This window comes from Pseudomonas fragi, from assembly GCF_002269505.1.
Classification (GTDB): Bacteria; Pseudomonadota; Gammaproteobacteria; order Pseudomonadales; family Pseudomonadaceae; genus Aquipseudomonas; species Aquipseudomonas fragi_D.
In genome coordinates this window covers 1-19532 of the sequence record NZ_NQKQ01000030.1, presented here as the reverse complement: position 1 = coordinate 19532, position 19532 = coordinate 1, and the positions used below count along the sequence as shown (strand labels likewise).

The 19532-nt window shown below is 57.9% G+C and carries 19 protein-coding genes and 2 pseudogenes; 9 read left to right on the top strand and 12 right to left on the bottom strand.

Features of this window, described 5'->3' with window-relative positions:
* Positions 1-31: 31 nt before the first annotated feature.
* From CJU81_RS20615 to CJU81_RS20605, 3 genes are all read right to left on the bottom strand, one after another.
* Positions 32-427, bottom strand: a complete 396-nt coding sequence (locus tag CJU81_RS20615; protein ID WP_095038041.1) for a c-type cytochrome — start codon at positions 425-427, stop codon at positions 32-34.
* 14 nt (positions 428-441) lie between these two features.
* On the bottom strand, positions 442-1971 hold the full coding sequence (locus CJU81_RS20610) for a flavin monoamine oxidase family protein (protein ID WP_095038072.1): 1530 nt from the start codon (positions 1969-1971) through the stop codon (positions 442-444).
* Positions 1972-2340: 369 nt separating this feature from the next.
* On the bottom strand, positions 2341-2847 hold the full coding sequence (locus CJU81_RS20605) for a DUF2938 domain-containing protein (RefSeq protein WP_095038040.1): 507 nt from the start codon (positions 2845-2847) through the stop codon (positions 2341-2343).
* Positions 2848-2925: 78 nt separating this feature from the next.
* Here CJU81_RS20605 and CJU81_RS20600 point away from each other — a divergent pair, with 78 nt between their 5' ends.
* Complete coding sequence (locus CJU81_RS20600; protein WP_095038039.1) at positions 2926-3381, top strand: helix-turn-helix domain-containing protein; 456 nt, start codon at positions 2926-2928, stop codon at positions 3379-3381.
* Here CJU81_RS20600 and CJU81_RS20595 read toward each other — a convergent pair.
* A complete protein-coding gene (locus tag CJU81_RS20595) occupies positions 3366-4130 on the bottom strand; it encodes an ArsR/SmtB family transcription factor (protein WP_095038038.1) in 765 nt (254 codons plus the stop codon). The two genes, CJU81_RS20600 and CJU81_RS20595, sit on opposite strands and share 16 nt — an antisense overlap.
* A 74-nt stretch (positions 4131-4204) precedes the next feature.
* Between CJU81_RS20595 and CJU81_RS20590 the strand changes: the two genes are divergently transcribed.
* Entirely contained in the window at positions 4205-5353 is a 1149-nt protein-coding gene (locus CJU81_RS20590) for a cytochrome P450 (protein WP_095038037.1), read from the top strand.
* Positions 5350-5694 carry an antibiotic biosynthesis monooxygenase family protein gene (locus CJU81_RS20585; protein WP_095038036.1) on the top strand — a complete coding sequence of 115 codons (345 nt, stop codon included), beginning with the start codon at positions 5350-5352 and terminating at the stop codon, positions 5692-5694. Before CJU81_RS20590 ends, CJU81_RS20585 begins: the two co-directional genes overlap by 4 nt.
* Before the next feature lie 14 nt (positions 5695-5708).
* Here the strand turns inward: CJU81_RS20585 and CJU81_RS20580 are convergent, their stop codons facing one another.
* A complete protein-coding gene (locus tag CJU81_RS20580) occupies positions 5709-6176 on the bottom strand; it encodes a GNAT family N-acetyltransferase (protein ID WP_095038035.1) in 468 nt (155 codons plus the stop codon).
* Positions 6177-6200: 24 nt separating this feature from the next.
* The gene (locus tag CJU81_RS20575) at positions 6201-6590 is read right to left on the bottom strand and encodes a hypothetical protein (protein ID WP_141232619.1); all 390 of its coding nucleotides are present in this window, start codon (positions 6588-6590) and stop codon (positions 6201-6203) included.
* A gap of 121 nt (positions 6591-6711) precedes the next feature.
* On the opposite strand from CJU81_RS20575, the gene CJU81_RS20570 reads away from it, so the two are divergent.
* On the top strand, positions 6712-7218 hold the full coding sequence (locus CJU81_RS20570; RefSeq protein ID WP_095038071.1) for a GNAT family N-acetyltransferase: 507 nt from the start codon (positions 6712-6714) through the stop codon (positions 7216-7218).
* 38 nt (positions 7219-7256) lie between these two features.
* Here CJU81_RS20570 and CJU81_RS20565 read toward each other — a convergent pair whose 3' ends face one another.
* From CJU81_RS20565 to CJU81_RS20540, 6 genes are all read right to left on the bottom strand, one after another.
* Positions 7257-7862, bottom strand: coding sequence for a hypothetical protein (locus tag CJU81_RS20565; protein WP_095038033.1), 606 nt, complete (start codon positions 7860-7862; stop codon positions 7257-7259).
* A gap of 75 nt (positions 7863-7937) precedes the next feature.
* Positions 7938-9539 (bottom strand): ABC transporter substrate-binding protein, encoded by a 1602-nt coding sequence (locus CJU81_RS20560; protein WP_095038032.1) that lies wholly within the window; start codon positions 9537-9539, stop codon positions 7938-7940.
* Positions 9540-9735: 196 nt separating this feature from the next.
* Positions 9736-10674 (bottom strand): sulfonate ABC transporter substrate-binding protein, encoded by a 939-nt coding sequence (locus CJU81_RS20555; RefSeq protein WP_095038031.1) that lies wholly within the window; start codon positions 10672-10674, stop codon positions 9736-9738.
* 49 nt (positions 10675-10723) lie between these two features.
* Positions 10724-11761 carry an L-glyceraldehyde 3-phosphate reductase gene (gene mgrA, locus CJU81_RS20550; RefSeq protein WP_095038030.1) on the bottom strand — a complete coding sequence of 346 codons (1038 nt, stop codon included), beginning with the start codon at positions 11759-11761 and terminating at the stop codon, positions 10724-10726.
* Positions 11758-13119 carry an LLM class flavin-dependent oxidoreductase gene (locus tag CJU81_RS20545; protein ID WP_095038029.1) on the bottom strand — a complete coding sequence of 454 codons (1362 nt, stop codon included), beginning with the start codon at positions 13117-13119 and terminating at the stop codon, positions 11758-11760. The genes mgrA and CJU81_RS20545 overlap by 4 nt, the downstream gene beginning before the upstream one ends.
* A 2-nt stretch (positions 13120-13121) precedes the next feature.
* Positions 13122-15347: a TonB-dependent receptor gene (locus tag CJU81_RS20540; RefSeq protein ID WP_095038028.1), complete on the bottom strand. Its 2226-nt coding sequence runs from the start codon at positions 15345-15347 to the stop codon at positions 13122-13124.
* 205 nt (positions 15348-15552) lie between these two features.
* Between CJU81_RS20540 and CJU81_RS20535 the strand changes: the two genes are divergently transcribed.
* The 5 genes and pseudogenes from CJU81_RS20535 to CJU81_RS20510 all read left to right on the top strand — a co-directional run.
* Positions 15553-16593, top strand: a complete 1041-nt coding sequence (locus tag CJU81_RS20535) for a LacI family DNA-binding transcriptional regulator (RefSeq protein ID WP_095038027.1) — start codon at positions 15553-15555, stop codon at positions 16591-16593.
* Positions 16594-16829: 236 nt separating this feature from the next.
* Entirely contained in the window at positions 16830-17156 is a 327-nt protein-coding gene (locus CJU81_RS20530; RefSeq protein ID WP_095038026.1) for a hypothetical protein, read from the top strand.
* Positions 17157-17788: 632 nt separating this feature from the next.
* Positions 17789-18262 (top strand): annotated as a pseudogene (locus CJU81_RS20520) (sigma-70 family RNA polymerase sigma factor); the annotation flags it as partial.
* A complete protein-coding gene (locus CJU81_RS20515; protein WP_095038023.1) occupies positions 18262-18393 on the top strand; it encodes a DUF4880 domain-containing protein in 132 nt (43 codons plus the stop codon). The pseudogene CJU81_RS20520 and the gene CJU81_RS20515, both read left to right, overlap by 1 nt.
* Positions 18394-19263: 870 nt before the next feature.
* Positions 19264-19455 (top strand): annotated as a pseudogene (locus CJU81_RS20510) (helix-turn-helix domain-containing protein); the annotation flags it as partial.
* Positions 19456-19532 lie beyond the last annotated feature (77 nt).

Here is a 19532-nt window from a genome sequence, read left to right as displayed (position 1 = left end):
ATGAAAAAAGCGCGCAGTCCATGGTTGCTTGTCAGCGGCGAGTGACCGCCTGAACATCCTCGACCGTCACGCTATCGGCGTAATGGTTACCAAAATGAGTTCGCACATAATTGACCACCGAGGCGATCTGCTGGTCATCCATGTACTTCTTGAAACCCGGCATACCGCCCTGCCCTGATGTCACCATAAACACCGGGTACACCTTGGCCCCCAGCTTGGGGTTGGCGGCCAGCGCCGGATAGGCGCCCGCCCCGTGGGAGCCCTGGCCTTCAGCCATATGGCAGCCCTGGCAGACCTGATTGAACAGGGCTTCGCCGCCGGGCTGATCGAACTTGCCGGAAGTGGACAACATCGGCGCATCTTCAGCAAAGGCACAAGCACTGACCAGCAGGCCTGCCAGGATAGCGGGGGTTAAAGTCGTTCGCATGGCTGACTCCTGGCTCAGGCCGCTTTCGCGCTGGCGATGATATGGGTATGCAGACGTTTGATCGCATCCTGGGAGGACAGGATCGCGCCCTCCATCCAGGCCGGGATATAGGAAGCATGCTCGCCGGCAAGGACGATGCGACCGTCAATCTGGCACAGGTTTTTGTAATGCTGCTGGCGGGTTTCAGGGGTCCACAGGCCGTAGCAGCCGTTGGTCCAGGGCACACGGTGCCAGCCGACGGCGATGCCGTTTTCGAACTCTGCCGGGTATTGCCCGTGGACCTGGGTACCGTACTCAACGGCTTTCTGCACACGCATTTGCGGGCTCATGGCCGTGAACTCATAAGCGTTCGGCCCCCAGATATAGGCACCGAGCAATACGCCCTTGCCCTGTTTGCCATAGTCGGTGCTCGGGTAGCTGATTTTGCTGATCGGCGTATCGGTGTAGCTGATGCCACCGTAGATATGCTCGTCCTGCTCCCAGAAACGGCGTTTGAATTGCAGTCCGACCTTTATCGAAGACTCGTAGGGCACGGCGCGGATCGCGCTCATCATCGGTGCACTGACATCAACCGGCAGTTGCCCGAGGATCGACAGCGGTAAGGTACATACGCACCAGTCGGCCTGTTCCTGCTGTGCCCCGCCGCTGCCGTCGCTGTTCTGATAGGTCACGGTCACGCCTTGGTCGTTTTGCTGGATGCGCGTGACTTTGGCGTTGTAGTGGATCAGGTCATTGACCTGCTTCTGAAAGGCCTGGGCAATCATGTCCATGCCGCCCACCGGCTGGAAGATGCTGCTCTGGAATTCGTATTCCTGGCCGCTGGCGATGCTTTGCCACAGATTGGAGTCGAGCAGTGCCTTGCAGTCGATCGGCTCGGAGGGCACTGCTTCAGGCATCAGGCCGCCACCGTCGTCCACGGCAAAGCCACGACGCATGCTGGTCTCCAGGGACTTTTTGTAGGCATTGTTCGCGTCCAGCGCGCCCCATTTGCGCATCACTTCCAGCAGGCGTTCGCGGTCTTCCCGGGTCAGCGCCTGATCCAGGCCGTGCTGATTGACCGCCTTGCTCAACAACTCGGCCACATGCCCCTGAAAGTCGGCCTGTACCTCACGATAGCGCTGCGGCTTGCCATCAAATGCCTTGGTGGAGTGCACCATCGCGTTGTAGTTGACCTGGATAAAGGGTTCCAGGGCGACGCCGAATTTGTGGCAGTAATCGAGCACGGCATGGTGGTGATAAGGGATACGCCACGGGCCGGGGTTGAGGTACAGGCCCTTGTCAAATTCGCAATGCTGGGTAGCGCCGCCCAGCTCGGTGAAGCGGTCACCGCCACGCAGCGTCCAGCAACGCCCGCCCGGCTTGGCATTGAACTCCAGCACCTTGACCTGATAGCCGGCCTTGCGCAGCTCGTAAGCGGCGGTCATGCCGGCCAGGCCTGCACCGAGGATCAGGACGCGAGTGCCCTTGGGCGCGCCGCTCAAGGCAAAATCACGCTGATAATTTGATTCTGCGGCAAAGCCCAATGAGCTCATCGCTTGATACATCGCAGCGGCGCCTGCTGTCACGCCGATCCAGTTGAGTACTTTGCGTCGGCTCACAACCATTGCTTTCTCTTGCATGACCAGTCCTTTGCATCGAAGGGAAATACGCAGGCAATGACTGACGAACAACCCGGCATGGGTCATCGCCCGACCACAGAAATGTCTGCGCCCGGTGATGTCCTTGAGCAAGCGGTATGCCAAGAATTAAAGGCGAGAGAAAAAACGGGACATATGGGAAAAATCGCAAAACATATGCGGCACAATGCTTCCAGACAGGTCGGCCAGGTCAGTTTTTGGTGCAAGACGGATGCGCCAGCATTGGGCAGGCCAGACGCCTGCGTGCCTCATGGGCGCATCGCTGTCGGGCCGGGATCACGCCTGTACAGGATAGAACAACAGCACCAGCCACCCGGCCACAAAAAGCCCCAGGCCGAATGTCAGATGGGTAATCACGCTGCGCCGGCGCGCCACGCGCGGAGCCGCCGTCCTGGATGCCGCAATGCCGAGGCCGAACGCGGGCTGCAAGATAAAGAACGGGGCCACCACGCTGATCAGGCCAGTGGCCAATGCAGGTATCAGCGTGGGATGACTGAGCCACTCCAAGCCCTTGAACCCCACCAGCAGCATGGCGAAAACAATACCGGTCAGGTAATGAAACACCCAGCCGGTCAGGCGCTCATGCCTGACACGGGGCGCAGCCACAATCGCGGCATGCTGAAACTGACCTTGCAGCATGTGCCCCAGCCAACGACCGACGAGCCCATAGTCCAGGGACGCGATGCCAAAGACCCGCGCGCGAATTAAAGCGCCTGCATCCATGATCAACGTGGCTCCCACGCCAACCAGCAGAATACGCAGTACCATCTCACTTGTTTGCATGTTGTTCCCTCTGCTTTGAGCCTGTTTTAACGGCTTGGTCAGAGCAGTCTGCAAGTTCAAGTCGACTTGAGGTCAAGCATGAAAGAAATGGATATCGGTGAAGTGGCACGGCGCTGCGGCCTGCCGCCCTCAACCCTGCGCTACTACGAAGAAAAAGGGCTGATCCGCTCCACAGGTCGTCGGGGCCTGAGCCGTGTATTCAATGCAGATGTACTCCAGCGCCTGTCATTGATCGCGCTGGGGCAGTGTTCGGGGTTTTCACTGGACGATATCGCCGCAATGTTAAACGCAGACGGTCAGCCTGAAATTGATCACCAGCGGCTGGCCGAAAAGGCTGACGAGCTTGATCGCACCATCCAGCGCTTGAGCGCGATACGCGACGAGCTGCGCAGGGCGGCGGCCTGCCCTGCGCCCCGCCATATTGAATGCTCAACCTTTCAGAAAAAACTGGCCGCGGTCAGACCACGCAGCCTCAACCGGATAAACCCGGGACGCAATCAAACTTCCACGGACAAGCGTCAGAAAGCCCCATGAATTGCGTGCACAGCCCTGCCCTGTGCAGTTGATAACGCATCATCGTGCTTTTCAGGATGCAGACCAAATTGGTCAGCCAGCGCTTTACGCCCCTTGGGCGTCACTGCAAGCGCCCGGCTGTCGAGGTCCTGGACCAGCCATTTGCGGCGCAGGGCCATCTGCAGAAAAGCGCTGCCAAGGGCACCGGCAAGATGTGGGCGGCGCATGCTCCAGTCCATGCATGAGCAGGCAAAGCGACGGCGTTGTGACTTTGCTGTTTGCAGATCAAGGCCAAGCTCGCCCAGAGCGCTTTCGCCACTCGCCGTAAGTTCATACAAGCCACGGCCGGTAGCCGCTGCAGTCAACCAGCCCGAGGCGATAAAGTAGTCATGCAGCTGTACCGCCAATGTGCCCGCCATATGGTCATAACAGGTACGCGCAAACTGCAAGCGCCCGGGGGTGGTGGGCACAAAACCTGCGCCCGCATTCGGGCTGATCACCATAAGGGCCTCAAGCGCCCTGGCCACTTGCGCATCAGCCAGGCTGTAGTAGCGATGCCTGCCCTGGGTATGCAACCTTATCAGGCCATCTGCCCTGAGCCTTGCCAGATGAGCGCTCGCCGTAGAGGCGCTGACATCGGCGATCACGCCCAATTCGGTACTGGTGCGGGCATGACCGTCCATCAACGAGCAGAGCATTTTAGTGCGTGCTGGTTCGGCAATTGCGCCGGCCACCCGTGAAATGGCGAGGTCATGGCTATCAGCGGGCATATTTCGCTCCAGAGCGAATCGTCGAGATCAAGGGTGTTCGATAGTAGCCGTTCTTTGTGAACAGGACGCGCGAAATGACACCCTTTGAAGCTGCCACCCATGCCGATCCCTACGCTTATTACGCCCGACTCAGGCAACAGGGGGGGTTATATTTCGATGCTGGCCTGCACCTGTGGATTGCCAGCGGCGCCCATGTGGTCGAGACCATTCTCGACCATCCCGACTGCCGGGTTCGCCCGCTGCACGAACCGGTTCCAGCGCCCATTGCGCCAGGGGCCGCCGGTCAGATTTTTGCGCAGATGATGCGGATGAATGAAGGCCCGTCACACCTTCGCCCGCGAATGGCCATCGCGCCGGCATTGGCCAGTGTCGAAGCGCAACGCCTGGCGGACATTGTGACCGGCCTGGTCGCCACCCTCGACAACCCGGCCAAAAAACTGGATGAACTGATGTTCACTCTACCGGTTTACGTCATTGCCACCTTGCTGGGCTTTAGCCCTGATCAGTGCCGGGATGTGGTCAGGCGAACGCGGGACTTTGTTGCCTGCCTGTCACCCTTAAGCAACGGGCCTCAGCTCGCCAAAGCCCATGCCGGGGCAGTCCGGCTAAGTGCAAGCTTCAATACGCTGCTGAGTGATGACGCCAACGCCAGCAGCGTGTTGAGCCATATTTTGCGCGACTGCCGCGCCACGACCTGGGCAGACCCTGACGCCTTGGTCGCCAACCTGATTGGCCTGCTCTCCCAGACTTGCGAAGCCAGCGCAGGCCTGATCGGCAACACGCTGATCGCGCTGCATCGCAGCCCTGAGTTGCTTGAAACCGTGCAAACTGCACCCGCAACCCTCGCAAGGCTGGTAGCAGAAACGGCGCGATACGACCCGCCCGTGCAGAACACCCGACGCTTCGTCGCCAGGCCATGCGTGATCGCCAACTGCACCCTGGCAGCTGGCGATTCCCTTGTGGTGGTGCTCGCTTCGGCCAACAGGGACCCCGCAGCGAACCCGGCGCCCGACAGTTTCCTGCTTGACCGGGCTCATCCAAAAACCTTCAGCTTCGGCTCGGGAAGGCACCAGTGTCCGGGCCAGCAACTGGCACTGACCATCGCCAGTGAGGCGATCAGACTGTGGTTACAACACCCGCCGCCGTCATCTGCCCGACAACTGCGCTGGCATTACCTGCCCTCCCTGAATGGCCGTATCCCGCAATTCGAGGGTGCCCTATGATCGCCGTTATTTTTGAGGCATGGCCTCACGAGACGCACTATCAGCGTTACCTGGACCTTGCAGGTGAACTGAAACCCTTGCTGGCAGAGCTGGACGGTTTTATCTCAGTCGAGCGTTTCGAAAGCCTGAGTGAGCCGGGCAAAGTACTTTCACTGTCATTCTGGCGCGATGAGGAAGCGGTCAAGCGCTGGCGCGGCCTTGAGCAGCATCGCGCAGCCCAGTGCGCGGGCCGCACGCAGGTTTTCGCTGACTACCATCTGCGTATTGCCCACGTGGTGCGCGACTACAGCCTTGAGGATCGGGCCCAGGCGCCGGGTGATAGCCGCCAGGCACATGAATAAGCACAGGGTATGGATCAGCCTGCCGGCGGCATAGACGTTGTCGGCATTGCTTTCTCCATCGGCTGGTAAACCAGCCCCGCTGACTCGTCCACCTCCCCTGAACACTTGAAGCCATACCGCTCATAAAAACGTATCGAAGGCAGCGAAGCACTCACGCTCAGCACGGGGGTGCGCACCTGCTCAATCAGCGCCGCCAGCAGCGCTTCGCCGACCCCTTGGTGCTGGCAGTGCGGGTCGACAAACAGCAGCGCTACGTGGCGCCCCTGCTTCAGTTCCGCGACGCCCTTCAAGCCGTCGGTATCGGCAAACACCAACTGCAGATTGTCCTGCATAGCGCGCTGCACAAACCCTCCAACCGATGCCACGGTTGTGAATGTGGCCACCCCGGCAGCCGATAACGATGGCGCTACCGCTTGCATGAACGAACGCATGCACAACGCGCTGGCAGCGCCCAGATCGGTATCGAGCAGTGTCCTGATCATTGATATTTCCTTATGTCGATCGCGTTATCGGCATGGGCTGCCGTTCTTGTGCACACAAGGTTCTAGTAGCAGAATCCTGTTGTTGAGCGCCTTTAAAAACCCCAGATCCAGCACATCAAAAAACACCCAGGCACGCGTCCTTACCGAGAACGCCTGAACCTCGTGCTGCGCACTGATCTCCAGGCTGTTGCTGGGGGTCATGTTGTCATAAGCATATTGGCCGATATAGGGCACATTGCCGGACTCAAGCAGGAATACCTGCAATGTACCCGCAGTATCAGCAAGGCTCAGAAGCAACGTTTCACCCGTTTCCACGCGCCCGACCGGCTTGCCGTTAAAGAACACCGCAAGCGGCGCAGCGCGTGCGTAGGCGTTGTCCAGAAGGCCCTGCATTCGATAAATCGAGATATCCATATCCTGCCCCCGGTTTAAGCAAAAGTTAACCTGCGTCATCTACTTTGCAGCCTAGACTGGTACCCATAACGTTGGCAGCCATTTGCCAACTGGACCAAGGGTATTTATGGATTTCGAAACGTTGAACATGACCCTGCGCAACGAGCACCCGCAAGATATCGAAGCGATTAGTCGCCTGACCGAGGCGGCGTTCCGCAACGAAGAGCATTCAAGCCACACCGAGCATTTCATCGTCAATGCGCTGCGGCGCACCGGACAACTGAGCATCTCCCTGGTGGCGGTAGAACAAGACGAAATCCTCGGGCATGTTGCCATTTCCCCTGTCAGCATTTCATCCGGGGTAACCGGCTGGTATGGCCTGGGACCGATCAGCGTAAGGCCTGACTGTCAGGGCAAGGGCATTGGCTCGGCATTGATGAAGGCCGCACTCGAACAGTTGCGGCACCTGGGCGCTGCCGGTTGCGTCGTGTTGGGCGACCCCGGTTATTATGGCCGCTTCGGCTTTAAAGCCCACCCCGGCCTTGAGTTGCCCGGCGTTCCCCCCGAATACTTCCAGGCCCTGCCCTTTGCCGGCGAGGTGCCTGTCGGAGTAGTGAAATACGCTGCGGCGTTTGAAGCACGCGAGTAAATGACCGGGCGTGGTGGGGATTGTTGCGTTAGCGCTGATTACTTACCGGGCAGCAACGCGATCATCCGGTCAAAGGCCGCCAACGAGTACCTGTCATCACGGGGTTGCACAGCGGGCATTTTTGCAGGAAAGCCCACTTGCACACTGCCAGGCAGCACCTGCTCGATCGCTGCGTACCAGCTCAGCAACGCTTGCTGCAGCCGCACGTGCAACTCGAAATTGCTCCTGCGCCGGGTAGTGTCTGCAAGGGCCCGCTGCCGCGCCAGTTGCGGGTCTATGGCCCTTACAATGTAGGCGTCTGCAAAGCCGATACGCCCCTGTGCGACGGTGTCGCGGGTAGCGTCCAGTTCTGTTAGCCAGTCGTTTGTGCTGGCCTCGCCGATCTGCCAGAGGCACCACAGGTAGTGAAGCTTGAGCGGGTCACTGTCGCACACCGCCCACGAAGTGCTGGCTTCCATGGCCAACGCGGCTTGCCAGCGATCGACGTTACGCTCAGCCCAGAAAACTGCGGCCGCAACGGGATCGCTGGCGCGCTCCGGCACACCGTCCATACGGCCGTGTTCAGCAATCACATGCTGCCCACCCTGCTGAGTACACCACGTGGTTTTACCGCTGGCGCTGATGCCTTCAACTACCAAAATCATTGATACATACCGCAACGTCCCTGTGTATTAAAAAACCCGATCAAGGCCTCTCGGGCACTTGATCAGGCATTGTTGTCACTTATCCAGACCCACCCCGTAGAACGGTGTCAGGCCAAAGGGGCTGATCTTGAAGTCGGTCACTTCCTTGCGCAAGGGCTGAAAGACCGTCGAGTTGGCAATGGGTGTAATGGGTACCTGTTCCTTGAGGATTTTCTGCGCCTCTTGATACAACTTGATGCGTTGCTCGCGGTCGCTGCTGAGCTTGGCTTGCTGCACCAGCTTGTCGTAGTCAGGGTTGCACCATTTGGCGTAGTTGCTGCCCTTGACCGCCGCACAACTGTAGAGCACACCGAGCCAGTTATCCGGGTCGCCGTTGTCACCCGTCCAGCCGTAAATCATCACGTCGTGCTCGCCATTCTTGGCGCGCTTGATGTACTCGCCCCATTCATAGCTGACGATATTGGCCTTGATGCCGACCTTGGCCCAATCCTGCTGGATGATCTGTGCCGACATGCGTGCGTTCGGGTTGGAGGCACGTTGCACGGTCATCGCCCAGAGGTTGATGGTGGTACCGGGTGCCACCCCGGCTTCTTTCAAGAGCGCCCGGGCCTTGGCCGGGTCGTAGGGGGCATCCTTGATAGTCGGGTCATAAGACCACTGCGCCGGTGGCAAGGCGTTCTGCGCCAATTGCCCGGCACTCTGATACACGGCCTTGATGATCGCCGCCTTGTCGATAGCCATGTCCAGGGCCTGGCGCACCTTGAGCTGGTCCAGCGGCGGATGCGTCACGTTATAGGCCAGAAAGCCCAGGTTGAACCCGGCTTGCTGCAGCACGCGCAGATTGGGGTCCTGCTTCATCACCTCGATATCCGCCGGCCGCGGGTAGCCACTGACCTGGCACTCCCCGGCCTTGAGTTTCTGCAGGCGCGACGCCGCATCAGGGGTAATGGCAAAGACCAGATTATCGAGTTTCACATCCTCGGGCTTCCAGTACTGCTTGTTGGCGACGTAGCGGATCTGTGAATCCTTCTGGTAGCGCTTGAACACAAACGGCCCGGTACCCACCGGTTTCTGATTGATCTCTTCGGCCTTGCCCTGCTTGAGCAGTTGATCCGCGTATTCGGCCGATTGCACCGAGGCGAAGCTCATGGCCAGGTTTTGCACAAATGCGGCATCAACGTTATTGAGGTTGAAGCGCACGGTGTGATCATCAAGCTTGTCGACACTCTTGATCGTGCTGTTCAGGCCCATATCGGTGAAGTACGGCGACTCGGACGGGTAAGCCTTGCGGAACGGGCTCTGGGCATCCAGCAGGCGATTGAAGGTAAACAACACGTCATCCGCATTGAAATCCCGGGTCGGGGTAAAGAAATCGGTGGTATGGAACTTGACCCCGTCACGCAGGTGAAAGGTATAAGCCAGGCCGTCTTTGGAGACATCCCAACCGGTTGCCAGACCAGGTTCCACTTCAGTACCACCGCGCTTGAACTGGGTCAGGCGATTGAATACGGTTTCGGCGGAGGCATCAAAATCGGTGCCGCTGGTGTACTGGCTGGGGTCGAAGCCGGCGGGGCTGGCCTCTGAACAGTAAACCAGCGTGCTGGCAGCCTGGGCCATTGGCATAAACGCCAGAAGGCCGGCGGCAAGGAGGAGCGGTTTGAAGGCGATTCTATCCATGGAGACCCCGGAAATGGCAGGTATGTAAGCAGAGGTATAAACCAAAGCGGCGCTCAGCGAGATTACCGCCGTGGCGGCGTATCAGGTAGTGAAAATCCAGCCCCATTGCGCATCATCACCCTCAGTGGAGCCCTGTGAGGCTGGCGGAACAGGTCGAGAACAGTCTGGGTGTTCTGCAATCAGGTCATATCTGTGCTCAATCTGGCTCGTGCCAGACCGCATCACGCACCACGATTTTTTTGGGCAGAAGCTGGTTCTGATAAAACAAATCGGCCGTCATTTGTTGGGCGTTGATGATGCTTTCATCGATGGGCAGCACCGGCGAAGGCGGCCGATTATCCAGATAGCTGGCAATCACGGCGTCGGGCAGGCCCATGTATTTTTTCACCACCTTCAGGCTTTCTTCCCGCTGGCTGCGGGTCAGCGCTTCAGCGCCAGTAAGCTGATCAAGCACTGCATGGACAAAAGCACCATTGGCTTGTGCATAGGCGCGCCGGGCGGTGTAGACCGGGCCTGACAGGTTCAGACCCTCACCGTTGGCCAGCACCCGGGCATTGCCCTGACTCAAGGCCAGCGACGAGTAAGGCTCCCAGGTTGCCCAGGCATCGACGCTGCCCCGCTCAAAGGCGGCCCGCGCATCCGCCGGAGGCAGGTTGACTGGCTGGATGTCCTGATAGCTCAATCCGGCCTTGTTCAACGCCCTCAAAATCAGGTTATGTGAACTGGATCCGCGTTGAAAGGCGACCTTTTTTCCTTTCAAGTCGGCGATGTCTTGCAGCGGGCTGTCAGCGCGCACCAACAGGGTTTCCGCTTGTGGCTTGGGTGGCTCGGCACCGATATAAACCAGATCGGCGCCTGCCGCTTGCGCGAATAACGGCGGGATGTCCCCGGTTGAGCCAATGTCCAGCGCATTGACGTTGAGCGCTTCGAGCATCTGCGGCCCGGCAGGAAACTCAATCCACTGCACCGCCGTTTGCGCAAAACGCTTCTCCAGAAGTCCGTGCTCTTTGGCCAGTAACAGAGCAATCGAGCCTTTCTGGTAGCCAATTCTCAGGGTTGCCGGATCTGCTGCCATGACCGGATTTTCCAGACTGATCAGTGCTAATCCCGCCATAAAAACGTTCAGGAATTTCATCGTAATCTCGTCGTTAAAGCCTGGGAGTAAAGGTGAGTCGGACTGGCAATTACTCAGCCGTCGACGGTCGTTCCCACAGGTTGATCCCGCCCTCTTGGGCAAACCGGTCAATTTGCGCCAGCTCCTCAGCGCTAAACCGCAGATTATTCAAGGCCCCGACATTCTCGATGATTTGCTCTGGCCGACTGGCACCGATCAACGCTGACGTTACCCGTGGATCCCGTAGCGTCCAGGCCAATGCCATTTGCGCCAGGCTCTGACCACGACGCCTGGCGATTTCGTTAAGCCCACGCACCTGCGCAAGGTTGGCTTCGCTCAGATGTGAAGGCAGCAATGAACCGCCGCCCGGCCGATTGACCCGCGCATCCGCCGGCACACCGTTGAGGTACTTGTCGGTCAAAAGCCCCTGCGCCAGCGGGGTAAAGGCAATCACCCCGGTACCCAGTTCCTCGGTGGCCTCCAGCAAGTCCTTTTCCACCCAGCGATTGAGCAGGTTGTAAGCCGGCTGATGGATCAGCAGCGGCACTTTCCATTCCTTGAGCAGCGCCGCCATCTCGCGGGTTTTCACCCCTGAATAGGAAGAGATGCCGATGTACAGCGCCTTGCCCTGCTGCACCGCCGTGGCCAGGGCGCTGGCGGTCTCCTCCAGCGGGGTGTCGGGGTCGAAACGGTGGGAATAAAAGATATCGACATAGTCCACGCCCAGGCGTTGCAGGCTCTGATCGAGGCTGGCCAGCACGTATTTGCGCGAGCCGCCGCCCTGCCCGTACGGCCCCGGCCACATGTCCCAACCGGCTTTACTGGAGATGATCAGTTCATCGCGGTACTGCTTGAAGTCTTCACGCAACAGGCGGCCGAAGTTGACCTCGGCACTGCCATAGGGCGGGCCGTAGTTGTTGGCCAGGTCGAAATGGTTGATCCCCAGATCGAACGCGGTACGCAACAGCGCGCGCTGGGTGTCGATCGGTGTGCTGTCGCCGAAGTTGTGCCACAGACCAAGGGACAGTGCGGGCAACACCAGGCCACTACGGCCCACGCGGCGGTAAGGGATGGCGTCGTAACGGTTGTCAGCTGCGATGTAAGTCATTGAGCGATTTCCTGATTGTCTGCAGAGGGATGTCGACGCTGTGTGAGTGTGTTTGCAGGCCGCGCCAGCCCCAGGTTCTCACGCAAGGTACCGCCTTCGTATTCGGTTCTGAACAGCCCCCGCCGTTGCAGCTCGGGCACGACGGCGTTGGCGAAATCTTCCAGACCTCCTGGCAGGTGCGGCACCAGCACGTTGAAGCCATCGGCTGCACCTTGCTCGAACCATTCCTGCAAGCAGTCGGCAATCTGCACCGCTGTACCGACCAGCGTGTAATGGCCGCGCCCCCCGGCAATTCTTCTGCCCAGCTCGGCGAGACTGAGATTGTCCTGGCCTGCCAGCTCGGTCAGCAATTTCTGCCGGCTCTGCTGACCGCTGTCGGTGAGCGGCAAGTCAGGCAGCGGCCCGTCCAGTGGATACATCGACAGGTCAAAGTTGCCGAGCATGCGCCCGAGCAAGGCAACGCCCACCTCAGGCTCGACCAGTCGCTGAAAGGTTTGAAATTTTTCCTGGGCTTGCGCTTCGGTGGCACCGACCACGACAAACACGCCGGGCATGATTTTCAGCGCGTCAGGGCTGCGGCCATATTGGCTCAAACGGCCTTTGAGATCCGCGTAAAACGCCTGGGCATTGGCCAGCGAGGTTTGTGCCGTGAAGACCACCTCCGCCGTTTGTGCCGCCAGATCGCGGCCGCTCTCGGAAGATCCGGCCTGCACAATCACCGGCTGCCCTTGCGGCGAGCGCGCAACGTTGAGCGGGCCTTTGACCCGGAAGTGCACACCCTGATGATCCAGCACATGCAACTTGGCGGGGTCGTAATAGGCGCCGCTGGTCTTGTCGCGGATAAACGCATCATCTTCCCAACTGTCCCACAGCCCCGTGACGACCTGATGAAACTCGCGGGCGCGGCTGTAGCGATCAGCGTGCCCGATGTGCTGCTCACGGCCAAAATTTTGCGCTTCGGCGGCGTTGTCCGACGTCACCAGATTCCACCCCGCCCGCCCGCCGGACAGGTGATCCAGCGAGGCGAATTTGCGCGCCACATGATAAGGCTCGTTGTAGCTGGTGGTCGCCGTGGCAATCAGGCCGATATGTTCGGTCACCACACTCAGGGCTGAAAGCAAGGTCAGGGGCTCAAAATACGTCGAGCGCGCCATACGACTGGCAATCTCGTCCCTCGGCGCGGCGACGCTGTCGGCAACAAACAAAGCGTCAAACCTGGCGGCTTCGGCAATCTGCGCCAGGCGTCTGTAATGGGCGAAATCGAGCCCGGCATCGGCCGGTGTTTCGGGGTGCCGCCAGGCGGCGACATGATGCCCGCCGGCCATGAGAAAAGCCCCCAGTTTGAGCTGTCGAGACATGGTCAGAAGTCCTTGCGCAGTTGCACACCAAAATAGCGTTCGTCGTCCCGTGGCACAGCGCGGTAGATGTAAGTTCCGCCGGAGGCCAGCATGGGTGAGTAGGATTTGTCCGCGAGGTTTTTACCCAGCAGCGCTACGCGCCAGCCGTTGTTGTAATCAGCCAGAGCGATGCTGGCATTCCAGATTCCGTAGGTGCCCTGTTTGGTGTCGGCGTTCTGGCTGATGTCGTATTGCACTTCGCTCTGCCAGCTGTAGTCGGTCCCCAGTTCCACATCCATACCGTTATCCAGCGGGATGCTGTAGTCGGCGCGCACATAGCTTTTCCAGTCAGGACTGTACGGCAGCGGCTTGCCATTGACGTTACAGGACGCCGCAGCGCCCGCCGGGCAGCCAAACTTGTCGATACGGGCATGGGTGTACGCCAGCGCGCCGGAAAACTTCAATTGCCGGGTCGCCTGCAAAGCGTAATCGAGCTCGACGCCTTCGGTGCTGACGCTGCCTGCGTTGATCAGACGGGTCACCACCTGCCCGGCCACAGTGTCGAAGAAGTTCGCCTGATAGTTGTCGTACTGGCTATGGAAGACCGCCAGATTGGTGGTCAGGCGATTGTTCCAGGACGTGGCTTTAATCCCCAACTCCCAGTTATTCGACGTTTCAGGTTTCAGAGCGTCGGTATCACGGGGCTGCATATTGAAAAACACGTTGTAGGCCGGGCCTTTGTAACCACGGGAATAGGTCAGATAAGTGGTGACGGTGTCGCTCAGGTCGTATTGCAGACCAAGCCGTCCTGACCAGCCGTCTTCGTCCACTGACCCGGAGCTGCTGGTGCCCGGCTGGATGCCGGTGACGGCGGTGGCCGAAGTGGACACCCGGCGGTGATCGTACTTCAGATCGTCATGGGTCCAGCGCAGGCCGGCGATGCCACGAAAAGACGAAGTGAAGTTCAGCGTGCTTTCACCGAACACCGCGTAACTGTCGCTGGTAGTGCTGTAATCGGCGATCCCGGTGTTGACGCTGGCAGGTGTGGTCAACGTGCGCCGGTAGGTTTCATCGTCCTTGCCGTGCATGTAGAACAGACCACCCACGTACTCCAGAAACTCACCCTTGGGTGAGGCCAGGCGCAGCTCCTGAGAATACTGGTTGAACGTCAAATCGCCCTGGTCGGCAGAGCCAGGGAAATCGGCGGTCACGGTGCTGAGACGATCGCCATCCTGGTACTGGGTATTGTCCCAACCCCGCCACGCGGTGATCGAGGTCAGGGTGTAATCGCCCAGGTTCCAGTCAAGCTGGGCTGAGAGGCCCTTATTGATGTCATCCACCCGCGAACGCGTATCGGTGTTGATCTTGCGGTTGTCGCTGGATGCCCACACCGGGCCCAGCGCATTGGCAAAACCCGGCGTCAGTGCCTCGACCACCACGCCATTGGGCGCATCGTCATGGGACTGCATATAGTCCGCGATCACGGTGAGCGTCAGGTCATCGTCGGGTGTGAACACCAGCTTGCCCCGTGCGCCCTTGTGGTTATAGCCATTGACCTCCTGGCCGTTGTACGCGTTATCGACATTACCGTCATAGGTGCCGAACAACGCCGTGACCGAGCCTGTCAGGGTGTCTGGAATCAGGCTGCCACCAAGGCCGAAACGGGTACGGCTTTCGTTGCCGCTGAAGTAGGATTGATCGATATAACCCTGGGTTTCAGCACTCGGTGCCCGGCTGATGATATTCATCACCCCGGCCGAAGCGTTCTTGCCGAACAACGTACCTTGCGGGCCTCTCAAGACTTCAATCCGGTCCAGATCCAGCAGGTCCAGGGTGGTTTGCCCCGGGCGCGCGTAGACCACGCCATCGATCACCGTCGCCACGGTCGGCTCTACGCCCGGTGAAGTCGAGATCGTGCCCACGCCACGCACAAACAACGAGGTGTCCTTGTTCGAGGCACCGGTACGGAAATTCAGTGACGGCACTTGCTGGACGATGCTCGATACGCTGTTACGGCCGTCTCGCTCCAGCTGTTCACCGTCGACAACGGAAACCGCCACCGGGACTTTTTGCAGTGGTTCTTCGCGACGGGTCGCACTGACGGTGACGGCATCAAGGGTAATCGCCTGCTCATTGCTGTCGGCAGCAACCGCATTGCCAAGCGCAAACACGGCCAGACCGGTAGATAACCACCCGGCAATATGAATCGAGTGTGCCAGAGTATTTGTTGCCCCAGGAAAAGTACGCATGGTCTACCCGCTCGAAAATGTGCCCTGAACCGCTGCCGTTCTACGACCACAGCGGCTGAAATGTGTCTTGGGCATTCGCTCGAGCGAGTAGCAGACAAAGCGCGTTGTTAGCGCTAACATCGCTAGTATCAGTAACAGTCCAATATGCCGTCAAATACCTAAATACCACTTTTATATATCTTTTTGTTATTTAGAGGGTTGCACGTTGAGAGACCATTTACCCCGTAAACGCCGTGGTGCCGGGCGCGTGACCCTCAATACCGTGGCGCAACAGGCCGGCGTTTCAGCCATCACCGTTTCGCGTTTTTTCAACCAGCCGGAGCACGTATCGCCAGAGCTGCGCGAGCGCATCGCTGCCGTGGTCGCACAGTTGGGCTATGTGCCCAACCTGGTCGCCGGAGGGCTGGCTTCTGCTCGGGGTAAAATCATTGGCATGGTGATCCCGAACATATCCGGGCCGATCTTCGCCAACACGATCCAGGGTTTCAGCGACACCCTCAGCCGCTACGGTTACCAACTGCTGCTGGCATCGAGTTACTTCAGCGTTGAACAGGAAGAAAGCGCAGTGCGCGCATTTCTCGGCTGGTCACCGGCGGCGTTGGTATTGACCAGTCACTTCCACAGCGCGGACACCGAAAGAATGATCGCTGAAGCGGACATACCGGTGATTGAAACCTGGGACTACCAACCCGGGCGCGGGCCTGTGCAGATCGGTTTTTCCCACATTGAAGTGGGTGCGACAGCCGCGCGTTACCTGCATGGTAAAGGCTACCGGCGCATTGCTTTTGTGCTGAACAGCAGTGCCGGGGATTTCAGTGCGCTGGAGCGCCGCGATGGTTACATCCGCTGTACGCACGAGTTGGGCCTGCAGCCGTGGGTCTTTGCCCCGCAAGTGGGTCTGGCACCCTTTGAAGCCGGAAAACAGGCCATGGAAACACTGATGCAGGCCCCCTCCCCACCGGATGCAATCATCTTCGCCAACGACAACCTCGCGGCGGGCGGGTTGCTGGCCGGACAACGCTCGGGGCTGAGAATCCCCGAAGATTGCGCAGTCCTCGGGTTTGGCGATTATCCATTTGCCCAGATGCTGTTGCCGAGTTTGAGCACCCTCAAACCCCCTGCCCTGGAAATCGGTGTAATGGCGGCGACGCGGGTGCTGGAAAGCCTCGGCGTACTGCCGCTGGAAAACGAGTTGCAGCGTTTAAACCTGCTGGAATGCCTGTTGATCGAGCGTGAAAGCACTTAAACACTGCCGGCCATTACAGCCAATCAAACTTCATCGCCACCGAACAATGCACAGCCATCATTTAAATGTAAAAACCGGTAACAAACTACAAACCTGACAAGCAAACAATTACACACACTATTTCATCAAAACAGGCTGAATGACTGCACTTCCCCTTCCAACTCAAGTGTTATTGTCTGCATAAGCCATGCGCAGCGCATGGCATATTAAAACACTCTATCAAAAGGGCGTATCAAATGACAAAATACCACTTCCTATTCACTTACTCGATTTCTCCGACAGGAGATACTGACAGTGCAGCCAAAGCAGCTGACAAAGTCAGAAAAGCCATCGCCAATATAGATAACCCTGACTGGACCAAGCTGACCACAGTCGAAACCACTTTTTCCGGCCGGGTGACACTCACAGCGCAAACAGACTGTGAAAAAAGAGAGGAAGCGCGAGACATCATTGATCGGGAACTGAGAGCTGTCATCAATCTTTATAATGCACGTTGCGATATACGAGCCAATATTTCTTTAATGGTTGATGGCCTCGGGCCGCGCATGGATATCATTATATAGTTACAGCCATCCACTGTTACACTTTAAAACACAATAGACCTAAACTCTAGCGCTTACCTCTTCGCAAGTCGAGGCGTTGTTCTCCTGCGTGCTCCTAGGGTTAAATCTCTGCCTTTTTACTGCGCAGATTGTAAAACCGAGCCTTGGGTTAGTTAGAGCTATAGCAGTCGTTTGCCAAGCGTATTATCTTCCAACGGGAAACGAGTCCGGCACACCAAAGCAAACTGGCTTGATTGCACCTGACAGTTACCACCTAACATCCGGTAACTGTCAGATCAATTCGAAACTTTCAAAGCTTTGTACTTAACCCGCACGAACGTCAGTACATGGAATACGCCTTTCAACGCCAGGAACCCTCGTGTGCCGTGACCTTCCAGAATCGCCGTTGACGCGTCGGTAATCCCCCGGAAAACGCCAAGCACCCGAAGGCCCTTTGTTTGCTGATTGCCAGCAGTGTGTTTCCATCCTCCACAAGCGCACGTAATAATCATTCCTATTTATAAAACGACAGCACACTCCTGCGGAAAGTCTATCCATGTCCCTCGCTGAACCGACCCTAGGCCGTTCTACAGGTCAAATTTATGGAAATCCTGGATGAGCGACGCCCGGCACACTGCATTGTTTAGCGCCATTATGGTGAACATCACACGTGGCTGCGGCGTTGGCTGTATCAACGCCTGGGCTGTCCGGAAGTGGCAGCAGATCTGGCACAGGACACTTTTGTGCGGGTATTGAACAAGCGTGCACTGACAGAGGTAGAGCAACCGCTGGCCTACCTCGTGACGATCGCCCACAGCCTGTTTGTGAACCTGCTACGTCGGCGCCAATTGGAGCAGAGCTATCTTGAAGCGCTGGCCCAGTTGCCTGAAGCGCTAATGCCTTCGCCCGAAGATGGCTTACAACTGCTACAGACACTTCATGCGCTAGACACCCTGCTCAATGGCTTGTCGTACAAGGTGCGCAAGGCGTTTCTGCTTTGTCAGCTCGAGGGGCTTACCCATCGTCAAATCGCCGAGCAACTGGGCGTATCCCAAAGTTCGGTACGCCAATACATCGCTCGCGCATTATTACAGTGCATGACTGCGGTTGCTCAGGACCGACTCTGATGGATACCCCTTGCCCGCCAGCGGCGCCCGCCCAGCAAGAGGCTGCCGAGTGGTACGCGGTTTTGTCCTCGGGTGAAGTCAGTGATCAGGAAAAAAGTGACTGGCAAGCCTGGCTGACGGTACACGCCTGAGCCTCAATGCACGTAGCGCTGTGAATGTATACAGCGTATACGGGTGCTAAAACTGCAAACTCAAGTGACTGATGAGAACTGAAGTTTCTTGTAGCTTCAGACAAACGAACAGGTGCCTCTGCACACTATCTGCGCTAGCTTACTCATACAGAATCAGGGCTTTCCTACGACGTTTCGCTTTCTATCTCGCGAATCATCCGAACGAATTACCTTCACTTGCGCATGCCTGAAGCGGGGAATAGTCTGGGCCTATCGCTGCCAAACCAGCGATCGGGTTTAGTCGTCCGCAATGTCGACAGCCAAGCTGATCGGCTGAAGCCTGCCTGGGCAAAACCGCCAACCGAGCACCTGATTCCAGCAACACACTGAAACCCGCCAATGCGGGCTTTTTCAGGTCCACAGAGACAATAATAAGCCAATGACCATTTGCAGCGAACAGACACTGGCTTATCTTTACCTTATCGGGCAACCCTGCTGGTTCGATAGACCCAGCAGGGCTCGGATATTTTGACCCGTTGAGGCACCCTGTGTGTGCGGTCTTAACCGAAGGCAGCGCAGGTGCAAAAGCGCACGCCGTGATCGTAGATGTCATATCAAGCTGGGCAGCCCTTCGATATGGCTACAAAACCAGAAGCGAATCAGAAAGTCTGAAAAGCAACAAGAGGGTTCAGTTCGCACGCTTACCCATTTTCACTACCTGCCAATATTCGGCATTCGTTATGATGCACCCCACATTTCTACATTGGAGCGAGCTGCGCATATGGATACGCCTGAAAATTTATACTCGGTAGCTGTTATCGGCACCGGAGTCATGGGCAAAGGGATGGCGGTCTCAAGGAACAAGTGCAACACCTGATGTAAGGTGTTGCCATGTCTACCCAATACAAACACTTGAGTACCGAGGAGCGCGTCACCATTATGGTGATGCTATTTCAACAACAGACGTTGCGGGCTATTGCCGCTTTGCTAGGCCGTCACCCCAGCACCATTAGTCGTGAGATCAAACGCACCCCCCAGCAGTCTCACTATGACGCCATACAAGCTACCAGCAGGGCTCAACAGGGCGGTCTCAAGGAACAAGTGCAACACCTGATGTAAGGTGTTGCCATGTCTACCCAATACAAACACTTGAGTACCGA